Origin of the sequence: Rhodococcus sp. D-46, from assembly GCF_011290655.1 — a bacterium.
Taxonomy (GTDB): Bacteria; Actinomycetota; Actinomycetes; order Mycobacteriales; family Mycobacteriaceae; genus Rhodococcus_F; species Rhodococcus_F qingshengii.
Genome location: NZ_JAANTF010000010.1, coordinates 65803 through 80539 on the forward strand (window position 1 = coordinate 65803; position 14737 = coordinate 80539).

The 14737-nt window shown below is 60.2% G+C and carries 9 protein-coding genes; 8 read left to right on the plus strand and 1 reads right to left on the minus strand.

Translation table 11 applies throughout. The features are described 5' to 3' along the window. Nucleotides 1-110 precede the first annotated feature (110 nt). Entirely contained in the window at nt 111-500 is a 390-nt protein-coding gene (locus G9U53_RS24940) for a GNAT family N-acetyltransferase (protein WP_242692708.1), read from the plus strand. Beyond that, entirely contained in the window at nt 487-1455 is a 969-nt protein-coding gene (locus G9U53_RS24945; RefSeq protein WP_165639351.1) for a 1-phosphofructokinase family hexose kinase, read from the plus strand. The genes G9U53_RS24940 and G9U53_RS24945 overlap by 14 nt, the downstream gene beginning before the upstream one ends. A 10-nt stretch (nt 1456-1465) precedes the next feature. Here G9U53_RS24945 and ppsA read toward each other — a convergent pair whose 3' ends face one another. Beyond that, complete coding sequence (gene ppsA / locus G9U53_RS24950) at nt 1466-3775, minus strand: phosphoenolpyruvate synthase (RefSeq protein WP_165639352.1); 2310 nt, start codon at nt 3773-3775, stop codon at nt 1466-1468. A 245-nt stretch (nt 3776-4020) separates the two neighbouring features. Between ppsA and G9U53_RS24955 the strand changes: the two genes are divergently transcribed. From G9U53_RS24955 to G9U53_RS24980, 6 genes are all read left to right on the plus strand, one after another. Then, nucleotides 4021-4599 carry a CBS domain-containing protein gene (locus G9U53_RS24955; RefSeq protein ID WP_064688400.1) on the plus strand — a complete coding sequence of 193 codons (579 nt, stop codon included), beginning with the start codon at nt 4021-4023 and terminating at the stop codon, nt 4597-4599. A 72-nt stretch (nt 4600-4671) separates the two neighbouring features. Next, nucleotides 4672-6018 (plus strand): wax ester/triacylglycerol synthase domain-containing protein, encoded by a 1347-nt coding sequence (locus G9U53_RS24960; RefSeq protein WP_242692710.1) that lies wholly within the window; start codon nt 4672-4674, stop codon nt 6016-6018. Between the two features lie 1156 nt (nt 6019-7174). Further along, nucleotides 7175-8083, plus strand: a complete 909-nt coding sequence (locus tag G9U53_RS24965) for an ABC transporter ATP-binding protein (protein ID WP_165639354.1) — start codon at nt 7175-7177, stop codon at nt 8081-8083. Continuing rightward, the gene (locus G9U53_RS24970; protein ID WP_347570826.1) at nt 8080-8913 is read left to right on the plus strand and encodes an ABC transporter permease subunit; all 834 of its coding nucleotides are present in this window, start codon (nt 8080-8082) and stop codon (nt 8911-8913) included. Before G9U53_RS24965 ends, G9U53_RS24970 begins: the two co-directional genes overlap by 4 nt. Nucleotides 8914-10803: 1890 nt before the next feature. Then, the gene (locus tag G9U53_RS24975; RefSeq protein WP_165639355.1) at nt 10804-13158 is read left to right on the plus strand and encodes an arylsulfatase; all 2355 of its coding nucleotides are present in this window, start codon (nt 10804-10806) and stop codon (nt 13156-13158) included. Nucleotides 13159-13572: 414 nt separating this feature from the next. Then, nucleotides 13573-14100, plus strand: coding sequence for an HD family phosphohydrolase (locus G9U53_RS24980; protein ID WP_207624578.1), 528 nt, complete (start codon nt 13573-13575; stop codon nt 14098-14100). Nucleotides 14101-14737 lie beyond the last annotated feature (637 nt).

Sequence of the window (14737 nt, forward strand, 5' to 3'; positions counted from 1 at the left end):
TGGCCGCCACTGGCAGCGGAATCGGCACTGCAACTCTCCGGTGTCTCGGAGCATCCGACGCGGTTGCTGTTCAACGGTTCCATGAGCATCTTGACCAACATGATTCGTACATGCGGTGGTTCGGACCGCAGCCGAAGCAACTCACCACCTTTTCCGATCGACTGTGCGAGTGCAACGATCAGCGATGCGCTCTGGGTGCCTTCATCGGCGAAGAATTGGTGGGGGTCGGAAGCTATGTTGCGTTGGAGAGGGTTTCGCCGACTACGGTGGAGTTCGCCCTCGTGGTTGCGCAAGGCGACCGGCTGCACGGAATCGGGACTTCGATTTTGAAGCGGCTCGAGGATGAAGCCTACCTGCATGGGGCACGGCGTATGGTGGCCGAAATTTTGGGTGCGAACGCACCGATGCTGCAGGTCATTCGTGACCGTGGTTGGGCGAATTCGCTTCGTCGTGATGGATCAACGCTGCATCTGGAAGTGAAACTACATGGAGCAGAGTGACTCTCGCGTCGTGACGGTGACGATGAACCCGGCACTCGACATAGCGACCAGCGCGCGTACGGTCCACACGACAGACAAGGTGCGTTGTGCGGCACCTCGTCGTGATCCCGGCGGCGGCGGATTAAACGTCGCGCGAGTGCTCCGGGTGCTCGGCGGCGACGTGATGGCAGTGTTTCCCTCGGGAGGTCATTGCGGCCTAGCGGTCGAGGACCTTCTGATCGGTGAACAAGTACGGTATTGGGCCGAGCCCGTCTCAGGATCGACTCGCGAGAGTTTCACCGTGGACGACGAGTCGACAGGTGAGCAGTATCGTTTTGTGTTGCCTGGACCGATTCTCACCGTTGCCGAGGTGGAATCGTGTCTCGTGCGAGTGCGTGAGTTCGCCGTCGATTCCGGATATGTTGTCGTGAGCGGCAGTTTGCCACCGGGGGTGGGTGCAGGTTTTGTTCAGCAGTTGGTCGATTACCTGGAGGGAACCGGAGCGCGGCTGGTTGTCGACACCTCTGGCGCTGCATTGCGCGCATTGAAAAGTGGTGTCTATCTTGTCAAGCCGAGTATCCGAGAGCTTCGTGAATGGGTCGACCGCCCCCTCGAGACTCGGGGGGAGCAAGTCGACGCGGCGAGAACTATTGTTGCGCAGAAGGTTGCGGAGGTGGTGGTCGTTTCGCTTGGAGCCGCTGGAGCCTTGCTGGTGACTGCTGACATGTGTGAGTGTGTGCCGTCGGTCGATGTCGTATCGATCAGTGGTGTGGGCGCGGGGGACAGCATGGTTGCGGGGATGGTGTATTCGCTCATCCATCAGCGTTCGCTGATGGATGCGGTTCGGTTCGGTGTTGCAGCCGGGGCTGCGATGTTGAAGACCCCAGGGACGGCACCGTGTTTACCAGCCGACGTGGAGGTCTTCTTCGAACGGATTCGTGCACGGGCAGATCGGAGAGTGGTCCGATCCGACTAGGTGCCGATGCTCAGTCAAGCCATCGACTCGGATGTCGGCGTCCGCCCGAACGAACTCGGGCGAGGATGATTCGTCGTTCAGCGACCGCGATTGCATGGCGGGCGGTGTCAACCGCGTCAGGGGTCACGGAAACCGACGTGATGCCTTGCCTCACGAGGTGTTCGGCCAGAGTTGGGTTGGTTGACACTGCCTGTCCGCACAGCGAGGTCGTCATGCCCGCGAGGGTGGCACGCTCGATGATGGTGTCGATGGTTTCGAGGACGGCAGGATCCATGGTGTCGAAGAGTTCTTGGCAAATCTCCGAATCCCGGTCGACTCCGAGCACAAGTTGAGTGAGATCGTTGGTGCCGATCGACACTCCGTCGATGCCCATTGCCGCGTACCTGGGAATCCAGTGGGCAACCGAGGGTATCTCGGCCATCACCCATCGAAGCATCCGGTGATCCGCCCCGAGCGGGTGGGCATCCAATTGTGCCAAACAGCGCGCGAGCTCCCATTCGGTGCGAACGAACGGAATCATCAAATGCACGTTCGGATAGTTCTTTCGCGTTTCGGCGATGACATCGAGATCGAGCGCGAACAATTCCGGTTCCCGCACATAGCGAAAACAGCCTCGGTAGCCGATCATGGGATTGTCTTCGTGGTGTTCGATGTCACCACCTTCGAGATGTGCAAACTCGTTGGTGCGGAGGTCTATTGCGCGGTAGATGACCGGTCGGGCTCCGAAAGCGGCGGCAATACGTGACAGGGCAGAAGACATTTTGGCCACGTACTCTCCGTGGAGACCTCGGGCGATCATCGTGTGGGGATGCAGCCCTTCAAGAGCGTCCATGATCAGGAATTCAGCTCGCAAGAGTCCTACTCCGTCGACGTCCGTGTCCGCTGTCCGTTCTGCAGCTTCGGGAGTCGCCAGGTTCACGTAGACGGATGTCGCGGTCGCCGAACGGGGTGTCGACATTGTCCTCGGCATGGTGGTGGTCGCATTTTTCGAGGAGTCGGCGGTCACGGAATCTGCCGCAATGACCGTTCCTGCAGTTCCGTCGACTGTGATCAAAGTTCCGTCTGCAAGATCCTTTGTTGCCGTGCGTGTTCCGACGACAACCGGTCGGCCGAGTTCGCGACCCACGATAGCTGCGTGGCAGGTAATGCCACCGCCGTCGGTGACGATGGCGGCGGCTCGTCGGAGAACCGGTAACCAGTCCGGTCGCGTCATCGGGGCCACCAGTATTTCGCCGTCGACCAAATCACGACCGTCGGCCACTGAACGCAGGACTCGGACGCGTCCGCTAGCAGTTCCCGGCCCGGCGCCCAATCCCTGGGCGAGGACATGTGTTTTTTCGCCGGCGTCGTGTTGGGCTTCGGCCGGTGCGTCCGGGTGCTCGGAAAGGGTGGTGATCGGGCGTGTCTGGACCAGCCACAGTTGTCCTCCGCTGTAGGCGAATTCGAGGTCCTGTGGTCGCCGGTAGTGCTCTTCCACGGCTGCGGCCAATGCTGCGAGCTGGTGGATCTGGTCGTCGGTCAGGACCTGGTGCTCGCGTTGTGCGAGAGGGATTTCCGACGCCTTTTCAGTCCCTTCGGCCAGCGAGATCGCGAATGCCTGTGAACCGATATGCACATCGATGATGTCGAAGCCCGGTTTCGATACCACGTAAGTGTCTGGTTCCACCTGTCCACCGACCACGACTTCCCCCAAGCCGGTAGCAGCTTCGATGACGATACGGTCCCGCGCACCGGTGCGCGGGTCGGCAGTGAATACGACCCCCGACTGGTCCGATTCGACCATCAGTTGGACGACAACCGCCAGCGACGGCTCGTCCTCAACGCCTTGAAGGTTGCGGTACGACAAGGCTCGATCCGACCACAACGATGCCCAGCATCGCCTTACGGCGTCGATCAAGCCTTCGTCGCCGGCGACGTTTGTGAAGCTTTCGTGAATGCCTGCGTACGAGGTATCGGACGCGTCTTCTGCGGGAGCGGACGAACGGACCGCGACACGCGTACCTGATGGCCCCAGCGCGCGATAGCCGTCGATGATCTGCTCTTGCAGCGCTTTGGGTACGACTGATGCTGCGACTGCATCCTCGGCGCTGCGGGTAGACGGTAGTTCCCCTGATTTCAGGTCGACTCTCAAGCCGGAGGCGTCCATGGCGTCGAGATAGCCGGCGGTGGTGATCACGAACCCCGGCGGAACCGGAAAGTTCGATCGCCTCAGTTCGCCGAGATTCGCGGCTTTGCCGCCGACGGTCGGTGCGTCTTCGGGTCCGACAGCGTCGATCGGCTCTACCCACCGACGCCTGGCATCTATGGAACTCGCTTTCATGAGCTCTCCCGTCCGAGTGCTGTGCGCCTGGGTTAGCGAGCGACAGTGTTCAGCAAACTCCGTCCCGCATCAGGTCTACAGAGGCGGAAGTCACTCCCCGCGGGGTCGATTTCCATTGCCCAGGATGCCGAAGACACTTCCGGTTCACGGTTCATGTTTGTCACGCTGGGAACATCAATTCGTCGCGTTCGTGCGTTCGCGAGATGGGACGAAACGTCCAGCGGGATAGCTAGAGGAGAATTGTCATGCGTGCACGAGACATCATGAGTAGCCCTGTGACGACAATCGATCAGGCGCGAAGTGTGGGCGACTGTCTACGAGAGATTGCGCGGTCAGGTTTCTCAGTACTCCCAGTAGTCGACGAGCAGAAGCGACTGGTCGGGATCGTGTCCGAAGGTGACCTTCTCAGAAGTGGGTTCGAACGACTGTCGCAAGAGCATGCGCCCGAGTCGACCGAACAATCCGTCGCTGACGTGATGACGCAACCTGTTGTCGCAATGACCGAAGACGTCGCGGTCAACGACATCGCATCCGAAATGCTGCGTTCTGGGCTGCGCGCAGTTCCGATCGTCCGCCAGAGGGACGTCATCGGAGTGGTAACACGCCAGGATTTGATCGAGCTGCTCGCTCTTGATCCCGATCGAATCGTGGACGAAGTGAGGCACAGGCTCGACATCTACGGTGGACCTGATCTGTGGGCAGTGGGTTTCGTCGACGGAACTTTGACAGTCAGCGGGATTTCCGAAGATGATCCCGAGCGAGGTGTCGTGACTGCACTTGCTTCAACGGTGCCAGGTGTTGACGAGGTTCGACTACGGCCCTGAGGATCGCCGATCCTGCATCGGTTGCGTTGACAAGTGAATCGAGTAGATATGAGTGGCGAACATGCACGATCGATGACGCAGACCGACCTGATGTCTTGGCGGATGGAAGCCGATCCGGTACTCCGCTCGACAATCGTCTCGATCATCGTGCTGGACAGACTCCCAGATCATGAACGATTGACCGCCGCGATGAACCACGCCATCGACGTGGTACCGCTCTTCAGGTGCAAAGCGGTTGCACGACAATTTCCGTGGAAACCGCCACTGTGGGTGGATGACATGGACTTCGACCTGAGTTGGCACCTTCGAAGGTCTTCCGTACCACCGCCGGGCGGTTGGAAAGGCGTCCTCGACTTCGCTCGGATGAGTGGGATGGCGGCCTTCGACAAGGACCGTCCGCTATGGGAACTCACAGTGCTCGACGGGCTGGACGACGGTGCAACAGCGCTCGTAGTCAAAGTTCATCACTCCCTGACCGACGGGGTCGGGGGAATGCAATTGACACGCGAAATTACCGATGACACCAGGACTGGCGCGCCCACTCGGGACAGTGACGAACGCAGACCACCCGTTGTTCTTCCAACACACGAAAACCCACGTGCGGCGATGACCGAAGCGATGGCCCGAAGCGCCGCGCACGCAGTGCGCCATCCCGTCGCGACGATGCGCGACGTGGCACGAATCCTCGGGTCGACGGCGCGTATGACGCGACCGGCGACCACAACGATGTCACCCGTGATGACTGCTCGGAGTACGTGTCGTGGTTTCGGCGTGATCGAATTTCCGGTGGCGGCGCTGGCCGCTGCAGCGGCAGGCACGCAATGCTCGATGAACGACGTGTTCTTGGCTGCGCTTCTACTGGGCATGGCCGACTACCACCGGGGCCGCGGCGACGTGCCGACTCAACTGAGGGTGACATTGCCCATCAGCCTCCGTGACAGTAGTGATCCGCTGGGAGGTAACCGAATCACTCTTGCAAGGTTCGCTCTTCCTGTCGATATTGCAGATCCTGAGAAACTGATCCGTCGTGTTCACATAATCGTCGACCGTTGGCGGAGCGAGCCGGCGATTCCGCTATCTCCCTACTTGGCCAGGATGCTTAACTTGCTGCCCGTCGCGGTCACAGGCGACATGCTCAAGCACATGGATTTTGTTGCTTCTAACGTCGTGGGCTCTTCGACACCGTTGTACCTCGCCGGTGCGCGGATAACCCGTCAATTCGCTTTCAGTCCTACCCTCGGCTCAGCTTTCAACGCGACTTTAATGTCGTACGCGTCGCGTGTGTGTATCGGGATCAACGTCGATGTGAGAGCAGTTCCGGACCAACCCGCGCTGATGACAGCGGTCGCCGAAGGGTTTCGAGCCGTGTTGGCACTCGGGCCTAGGCACGCAGACGCCACGGTGACAATGTCGGGCTGACACCGCAACGCAGGTCGTGAGGGCGGAATACGAGCAAGCCCACCGCGTTCAGTGCTGCCGCGATCAGCGTCGGCCGCAGTAGCGGCGCTGGTTTGAAGTCTGAACCAGGAAGTTGGGGTGTGTGCCAATGGTTCGAGATCCAGTGTCGATTGGGGGTAGCTGCACAAGTGAACCGTCCAGGGAGACAACGAAGAATGTGACTAGGACTTCGCATGCGGTCGGTGTGAATTTCGAGGTCGTCCCGAAGAGGATGACGGTCACAGGGCCACGAACACACACTGCCGGTTTCTGGATCTCGGCGGCGCCGACTTCGCCGGGTGTGGTGCCGATTTATCTCCAACTACTATGCCGCAGATCCCTCCCACAGCGAATCCGGCGACTGTGAGGGCAATACTGGGACCGATCAACGCGAATGCGATGTGACTCCACGCCAGGCGAATTCGGCCGATAGTGCCAGCGATAACCGGTTCAACCCGCTACGAATATTCCTCGGTGCACAGCCGAACCGACGCAGACATCGAATATGCTGCGGTGGCAATGCCCAGCATCATGAATGCGTAACCGATAAAAGACTTCTCGAGCGACGAGGACCCGCCCATGCGCACGATGTCGGCTCGGACAGTCTGGCTGTTCCCTACTTACCTGCTCACGCTTTGCGTCGATCTCGTCGGCCGTCGTCTTGGGACGTTGCAGGTAGAAGGTGGCTCGTCCCGCGCTGCATTCGCCACGTCAATCCGAAAGTACCGCTGCGACTTCGCGATGCCGGAGTCGGTCCCTCAGGTTCCGCAATCAGACCAGTGCCCCAATCAACACTGCAATCGTATGCCGATCAGGTGAGTGCTGCTGCCGCGAGCAAACTCGGTGCGAGTATCCACCAGCGTTCGTCGGCGTAAGGCCGGAATTGGAGGGCCCAACCGGAGGTTTGAGAACCATGAGATCGCATGCACCGCTTTCCACCTCGCTCGACATCTCGAGGAACTGTGAGGTGTGAACGGTGTCGTCGCAATCGAGCAGAGTGGCGGAGGGCCGAATTCGCCCAACCGGCGATGATCGCCCAGCCCTGGCCGCGCCTGACGAACTCGACGACAGTCACGTCCTTCCATCGCAGGGCCGAAAGACACTAGCACCGTTTGTCGACGGCTGAGATCGTCGAAGCATGCCCTCCGCTTTCGATGTGGTGGTTCGAACCGACCGGCTGACAAAATCGTACGGTCGTCTGGTTGCGCTCTGTGATGTCGATTTGCGTATCGAGCGGGGTGAAGTTTTCGGATACCTTGGCCCCAACGGTGCCGGCAAGTCCACAACCCTACGACTATTGATGGGCATGCTGCGCCCCACCGCGGGGGCAGCGGAGCTGTTCGGAATCGATGCTTGGTCGGCTGCAGTGGCGGTTCATCGTCGAGTCGGGTACGTCCCTGGTGAGCTGGCGCAATATCCGAGAATGACCGGCCGCCAGCATATCGACTACGTGCAGCATCTGCGGGGGGACCGCGACCGGAAGCACGGGGACACATTGGCGAGTCGGTTGGACCTGCAGCTCGACAAACCTGTGCGTGCGCTCTCGAAGGGTAATCGGCAGAAGCTCGCCCTGGTACTGGCCCTCATGAGTAGACCGGATCTGTTGATCCTCGACGAGCCGACTGGTGGTTTGGATCCGCTCGTCCAGCTGGAGTTCTACTCGATTCTTCGCGAACATACCGCACGTGGAGGCACGGTGCTGTTGTCCTCGCACGTCCTGAGCGAAGTTCAAAGGATCGCTGACCGGGTCGGTGTCCTGCGGGAGGGCCATCTGGTGGCTGTCGAGAAGCTCGAGGATCTGCAGGAAAAGTCTCTGCATCACGTCGTCGCCAAGTTCGTGGACTCAGTCGACGCCGCTGACTTCCAGCATCTCGATGGCCTCCGCGACATAGCGGTCGACGGCACGACACTTCGTTGCAGCGCAACACAATCCGCGCTGGATACGCTGATCAAACACGTCGGGCGGTATACCCTTGTCGACTTCGAATGCGCGGAAGCGAGTCTCGACGAGACGTTCATTGCACTGTACGGATCGGGGAACTCGTGAGCGCGCATACTGCCTTCACCAGGGCGGTGTGGATGCGAAGCGTCCTCACCAAGACGCTGTGGGATCAGCGGCGATCACTGCCGGCCTGGGCGGTGGGATTGTCACTGCTGGTCGCTATGTACGTCGCGATCTGGCCGAGCGTACGCGATCAACCCTCGATCAGTGGTTTCATCGAACAGATGCCGAAGGCGATGCAGGCACTATTCGTGATGTCGGGCGCGGACATGTCCACACCGGTCGGGTACATCCAGGTGGAATTGCTGGCGTTCATGGGTCCGATGTTGCTTCTGATCTACGCGGTAGCGACTGGTGCCGCGGCGGTCGCGGGAGAAGAGGAGCGTCGTACTCTGGACCTGCTGTTGTCCAGCCCGATCAGTCGGGGTCGGATCTTCGTCGAGAAGTTCGTGGCCATGACGATCGGGATCGCCCTTCTCGGGGCTGTGACCGGAGTGGCCTTAGTCTGTGAAGGGCGTGTGGCCGACATGGTGCTGCCTGTCGGAAACGTCGCCGCGACGATGGTGCACCTGTCTCTGCTCGCGCTTGTCTACGGGACTTTCGCAGCCGCTCTCGGGACATTGACGGGACGCGCCGTCGTCAGCCGTGCAGTGCCCGCTGTCGCGGCAGTACTCGCATACATTGTCAATGGACTCGGCCAGATCGTGTCCTGGCTCGAGCCATGGCAAAAGATTTCCCCCTTCTATCAGTATGCCGGGCACGATCCGCTCCGTACCGGATTGTCGGTGCCGGCCATCCTGGTCTCCGCCGGCACGGTGACGCTCACAGTCCTCGTCGCGCTATGGGGGTTCAGGCGCCGCGATATTTCCGGGTAGTGAACGGCTATCTACGTGTCTTCAAGATGCTGCAGTGCAAAAGTGTTTGATAGAAGATCCAATTTTCGGTCGCAAGTACTCGTAAATATCTGCACAGGCCTAGTCACGCGGGATCGCCGATGCTTTCGAGGCGGTTGGACCTGTCGGGCAGCGCACTCGACAGGGGATCGACGCCGCTTAATTGTGCAGTTCAATCCCGTTGCGGTGAATCACGATTCGGTCCCATCCTAGTCGTAGGCGTAGGTGGTCTCTTGCGCAGGAACGCGACCTGAGCGTATGTAGCTCGACTGCTCCCAGAGCGGTCCATGCCCATTTGATACTGTCACCAAAGTCACTGTCACCGAAGTCGACATCGTCCGCTGGATGCCGGACTGGCAGGCCGCCGAACGGTTGCCGGTCGATCTCGTCTGGACCTGATTTGCCGAAGACGGTCACACCCTTGCCCCGGCACGTCAGGCAGCAAGAACACCTTCTGTACCATCCCGTCGGGAGCATTCGTCAGCAGTACGACAGTCTTGGGCCCGCGCGGTCGACGTGTCGCTGCACCGCAGCCTGCATGCGGACATGCCACTTCGGGCGATTTCCAGCTCGGTTGGAAAGGATTCGCGGAGAACGGTTGATATCGGAGTCCGGTTTCCACGAGTGTGAAGGCGGCCGCCCTTAGAATGCTTTCACCGCGATTTGCCGCGCTGACGTGGTGCGCGGCGTATCCACACTGAACTCACTCTTGGTCACGGTAGTGCTGTTGGGCACGGCTGCATCGAATTGCTGATGAGAGCTACTGGTGTGGAAGCACTTCCGGGAAGCAGGCGGGCACGTCCCAAGGAGACCCTCGGCCGCGTGCGATCTCGTGGACCGTAAACTCACTCGTGACGAGCCGAACAAGTTGTGGCTCACGGATATCGCCGAATATTCCACACCTTGGACCCAGGAACGCGAACGAAGGACCTACTGCGCCGTTGTCAAAGGCCACGTTTTCGAGGAGGTTCGTCGGGTGGTCAAGCGACAGTTCGAAGGCAGCGACGTTTGATGACGAATTTCTCTGGGAACCGTCATCTCAAATAGGGCCCGACCCCGGCTCTCTCATTCACTCGGACCGCGGAGTGCAATTTACGTCCTGGGCGTTCATCCGGACGCGCGACTCAAGGCTGGTCGTGTCGATGGGATCGATCGGCGATGGCTATGACAATGCCTTGAGCGAATCTCTTTGGGGTAGAACGCAAAACGAACTCTTGAACTGGTCGGCTTCCCCGAATGGGCGTTGGTGACGCGGGTAATCGCAGCGTTTGTTCGACTGGAAACACTCTATCTCGGCTGGGGGATGTTGACATTGGAAGCCATGCATCAAATCTCGACCCGAGTCGAGGGTAGCGAGGATTTCCCGGGTGGTCTCACCGCTGTTGTCGCGGAGAAATATCAGGATCGTCATCCGGAGGTCGCCGAGCGAGGGGAGGCAGTTCCGCGCCATCGGAGACGCCGGACATGGATCCGATTCTTTTCACCCTCCACGACACGAATGGATCCCCATCGAACTCAGCGTCAATGAATTTGACCAGTCCGAAATGTTCAGTCTCGCTCGCCGTGGCCGTGCATGTTTGGTTATCGAAGCGTTCACGCTCAGAATCCGATGTTTCAAGCAACGTGGGCAGAATGCGTCGGAACACGAGATCGGGCGGAAGCTCCGGGTTCCCTCTCGCCGTCAACTCGCGTCGGGAGCGCATGGGTCCCGATCATCGGTCCAGATCGACACAGCTGCCGACTCGGCCGACCGCAAGGCGAGGTCTTGACGGGTACCGCGTGCTGAGAACGGGTACCTCACATCTGAAGAGACGTGAGGCATCCTCGCCAGGGGTGACGGCAGGGGAGCGGCCCGAGATCAGGAGCGACGTTATGGCGAGAGCGTACAAGGGGAAGATTTCGGTCGACATTCGAGACTCTGTTCCGGACTGGGATCCGTACTTGCCGGATCGAGCTCCCGAAGACGCACCAAACATTTTGCTCATCGCGTGGGACGACGTGGGATACGGCACCATGGATGTTTTCGGTGGTCCGGTTCAAACGCCCACTATGCGCAGGATCGCGGAGATGGGTGCACGCTACTCGAACTTTCACACCACGGCGTTGTGCTCCCCCACTCGCGCCTCCTTGTTGACCGGTCGCAATGCCACTACCAACGGCATGGCCACGGTTGCTGAGCTGAGTGCAGGGTTTCCGGGGATCTCAACTCACATTCCCTTCGAGAACGGGTTCATCTCCGAGGTACTGGCCGAACGGGGGTGGAACACATATTGCGTCGGGAAGTGGCATCTCACTCCGGGTGAGGAGATGAACCTGTCGGCAGTCAAGACGCGATGGCCGCTCGGCCGAGGGTTCGAACGTTTCTACGGTTTCCTCGGCGGGGAGTCGAGCAGCTGGTTTCCCGATCTGGTGTACGACAACCATCCGATCGACCCTCCGGGGACACCAGAGGACGGATATCACTTGTCGAAGGACTTGGCGGACAAGTCGATCGAGTTCATCCGTGATGCCAAATCGATCGATCCCGACAAACCGTTCTTCATGTATCTCGCTCCGCAGGCGGGGCACGCGCCGCACCATGTCTTCACCGAGTGGGCGGACCGGTACAAGGGCATCTTCGATCAGGGCTACGAGTCGATCCGTGCCGAGATCCTCCAGCGGCAGAAGGACCTCGGGCTACTCCCTGAGAACACCGAACTGTCGCCGATCAACCCGCACGGGGAGCCCGCCACCACCGGGCCTGACGGGCAACCGTGGCCGCTACTGGACACGGTCCGGCCGTGGAATTCGCTGACCGCCGAGGAACAGCGGCTGTTCGTGCGGATGGCGGAGGTGTTCGCCGGCTACATTTCCTACACCGACGATCAGCTCGGTCGAGTGATCGACTTCCTGGAAAGCTCCGGGGAGCTCGATAACACGATCGTCATCGTGATTTCCGACAACGGCGCCAGCGGCGAAGGCGGCCCGAACGGATCTTTCAACGAATGGCGATTTTTCAATGGGGTCCCCGATTCCACTGAGGGAACACTTTCGCACATCGACGAATTGGGCACCCCTGCCTCATACAACCACTACAACACGGGTTGGGCGTGGGCGCTCGACACCCCGTTCCCGTACTGGAAGCGTTGGGCAGGCTATGAGGGCGGCATCGCCGACATGTGTCTGCTTGCGTGGCCGCGAAAGTTCGAACCCCACAGCGAGCCACTGGCCCAGTACATCCACGCTGTCGACGTCGTCCCGACGCTCTACGAGCTCATCGGAATCGAACCGCCCGAGGTGCTCAAGGGATACACGCAGAGCCCGATCGAGGGTCAGAGTTTTGCGGCATCGTTAACCGACCCCGATGCCAGCGGAAGAGATACACAGTTTTACACCATGCTGGGCCAGCGTTCGATTTATCACCAGGGATGGTTGGCTTGCTCCGTCCATCCTCCGCTGTCCGGGTGGGGCCACTTCGACGATGACGCGTGGGAGTTGTTCGACCTCACCGATGATCGCGCTCAAGTTCACGATCTTGCGGCTGCCGAACCCGAACGTCTGCAGAAGTTGAAGGACCTGTGGTTCTACTACGCCGGCCTCTATCGAGGGTTGCCGCTCGATGACCGCAGCGCCCTCGAACAGGTCCTCGCTGATCGCCCGCGCCCCGGTAAGAGTCGCAACCACTACGAGTACTACCCGAACTCGGCGGACGTTCCCGAGTCCGCCGGTGTATCGATCGTCGGACGTTCGTACACGATCGCGGCCGGGCTCCATGTGGACACAGCGGAAGCGGAGGGTGTCGTCTATGCCCACGGCGGCGTCGCCGGCGGGCACAGTCTCTACGTCAAGGACCGCCGACTCCACTACGCCTTCAACTGGTTGGGCACCCATCTACAGCAATTGGTAGCAGACCGCGACATCATGCCCGGATCCCACGTCTGTACTGCAGAATTCGCCATGCGCGAGAAAAGCTCGGATTCGTCCATGCCAGGCTTCGCCGGGACCTTGACTCTCTTCCTCGACGACAAGGAGGTGGCCGCCGGGGAGATCGTCACTCAACCCGGAGTGTTCTGCCTCGTCGGCGACGGCATCTGTGTCGGACGTGATAGCGCATCTCCGGTGACGCCGGACTACACTTCGCCGTTTCCCTTCACCGGCGGCACCATCGACAAGGTCGTCGTCGATGTTTCGGGCGAGCGATATATCGACCATGAGGCGCAGGTTCGTGGTTGGTTCATGAACGACTAGGAGCGATCAGGACTGCGGCGCGGCGAGACCACACTCCCGGTCGGCAAGCGGGGTGCCGCGCTCCACCGGCCGTCGCCCAGACCGGTGCATTCCCCGCTGCGCTCGCCGCTATTCGGGGGAGGCGCCGAATCCGTTGCCGGGTTGTTTGCTGGAGGTCGGTGTTGATGCAGCAGGCGGCGTCGAGGGCGTTGCCTTCGGACACGAGGTTGTGGGCGCGTTCATCGCGTTGAACGGTGAACAGGTCGTTCATGTCGAATTTTCGGTTCCCGCCCAGCGACTGGCTAGCGTGTTGTCGATTTGAATCTGATCGCGGTGACCACTCGCCTGTACTTGAGTGAAACAGCAAAACGATGAGCGGAGAACGCAAAGTGAACGATTTGGGGTGGACCGGTCGCTGCTATTAGCGTGACAATCATGGACGACACTTTCGTGCTCGAAGAGACTGCTGCACTTCTGCATTCGCTGCGAAGTGTTTTCGATGGCGAGGTGGTCGACGAACTCGACCATGCGTTGCAGGCGGCTCATCACGCTATGGTCGATTGTGCCGACGACGAATTGGTGTTGGCGTCCGCTTTGCATGATTTGGCGCGCAGTCCACTGATAGGGGCCGGTACGGACGCGCCTCACGATCGGATTGCCCGTGAGTGGCTCACCCCCCGGTTCGGCCGGCGGGTGGGCTGGCTGGCCGGCGCACACGTCGCGGCAAAGCGCTACCTGATGGCTACTGATCACGGATACGCGAAGATGCTGTCGCTCGAATCAATCGTGACCTTGAATGAGCAAGGCGGTCCGGTTGTCGACGATGCTTGGGTCTCGCACCCGTGGTGGCCTTCGGCCGTTCGGCTGCGTCGGTACGATGACCGAGCGAAAGTCCCCGGCGCACAGTCCTTGTCGATCGACGAGGTCTTAGAAGTCGCGGCGCGTGTGCGGGCGGCACGATGAGACCCAGGACCCGGTCGCTGGTCGAGCACTAAGTCCTGCGATTGGATCCGCGAGTTCTGGGGCGTCTGAACCGGGGTGTCTTCTTCAGGGCGGAACGAGGAACCGCGAGCGAAACATCCTGTGGATGACGACCCGTGTGGTCCTGCGGCCCGGCTTGTCGATCCGAAGCCCTTCGGGCTTTTAGCAGTCGGCCTTATTATTGGTCGGACGTGCAACGTCCAGCGTCTTCCGCGACGGACGACGTGCGGCAGCCTCGTGTTCGGGCATTGCGTAAGGGTTCCATGTCGCTGAGAATCATCAGGAATGCAAGTGTTCGCTCGATCTCTGCACAGGAGACTGGACTTCGGTGCCGGATAGTAGAGGCACGGCTATCAGATCTTAGAATAGATTCCCCCTCAATATTATTGAGCTTTGCCGAGGTGATTCTTCTTCTCGCCACGGACTTCGATTTCTTACGTGTGCTCGAGACGATCGTTGAGCGATCGAGAGAGAATCTGGGCGGTGAGCGGTGCGTCGTCGTGCGAACGGGGAGCAAGGTTATCGATGTGTTTGGAGTCGGCCAATGCCGAGTTCGTTCCGGACCGGACTCTTGCCATATCGGGTCCGGCTGCGCTGAGCGCTGAGAGCGGAGCGGTTG

Bases quoted from the DNA above. Each gene is read 5' to 3' on its own strand.
- G9U53_RS24940 (WP_242692708.1), top strand. From the start codon at position 111: ATGCGGTGGTTCGGACCGCAGCCGAAGCAACTCACCACCTTTTCCGAT.
- G9U53_RS24945 (WP_165639351.1), top strand. From the start codon at position 487: ATGGAGCAGAGTGACTCTCGCGTCGTGACGGTGACGATGAACCCGGCA.
- ppsA (WP_165639352.1), bottom strand. From the start codon at position 3,775: ATGAAAGCGAGTTCCATAGATGCCAGGCGTCGGTGGGTAGAGCCGATC.
- G9U53_RS24955 (WP_064688400.1), top strand. From the start codon at position 4,021: ATGCGTGCACGAGACATCATGAGTAGCCCTGTGACGACAATCGATCAG.
- G9U53_RS24960 (WP_242692710.1), top strand. From the start codon at position 4,672: ATGACGCAGACCGACCTGATGTCTTGGCGGATGGAAGCCGATCCGGTA.
- G9U53_RS24965 (WP_165639354.1), top strand. From the start codon at position 7,175: ATGCCCTCCGCTTTCGATGTGGTGGTTCGAACCGACCGGCTGACAAAA.
- G9U53_RS24975 (WP_165639355.1), top strand. From the start codon at position 10,804: ATGGCGAGAGCGTACAAGGGGAAGATTTCGGTCGACATTCGAGACTCT.
- G9U53_RS24980 (WP_207624578.1), top strand. From the start codon at position 13,573: ATGGACGACACTTTCGTGCTCGAAGAGACTGCTGCACTTCTGCATTCG.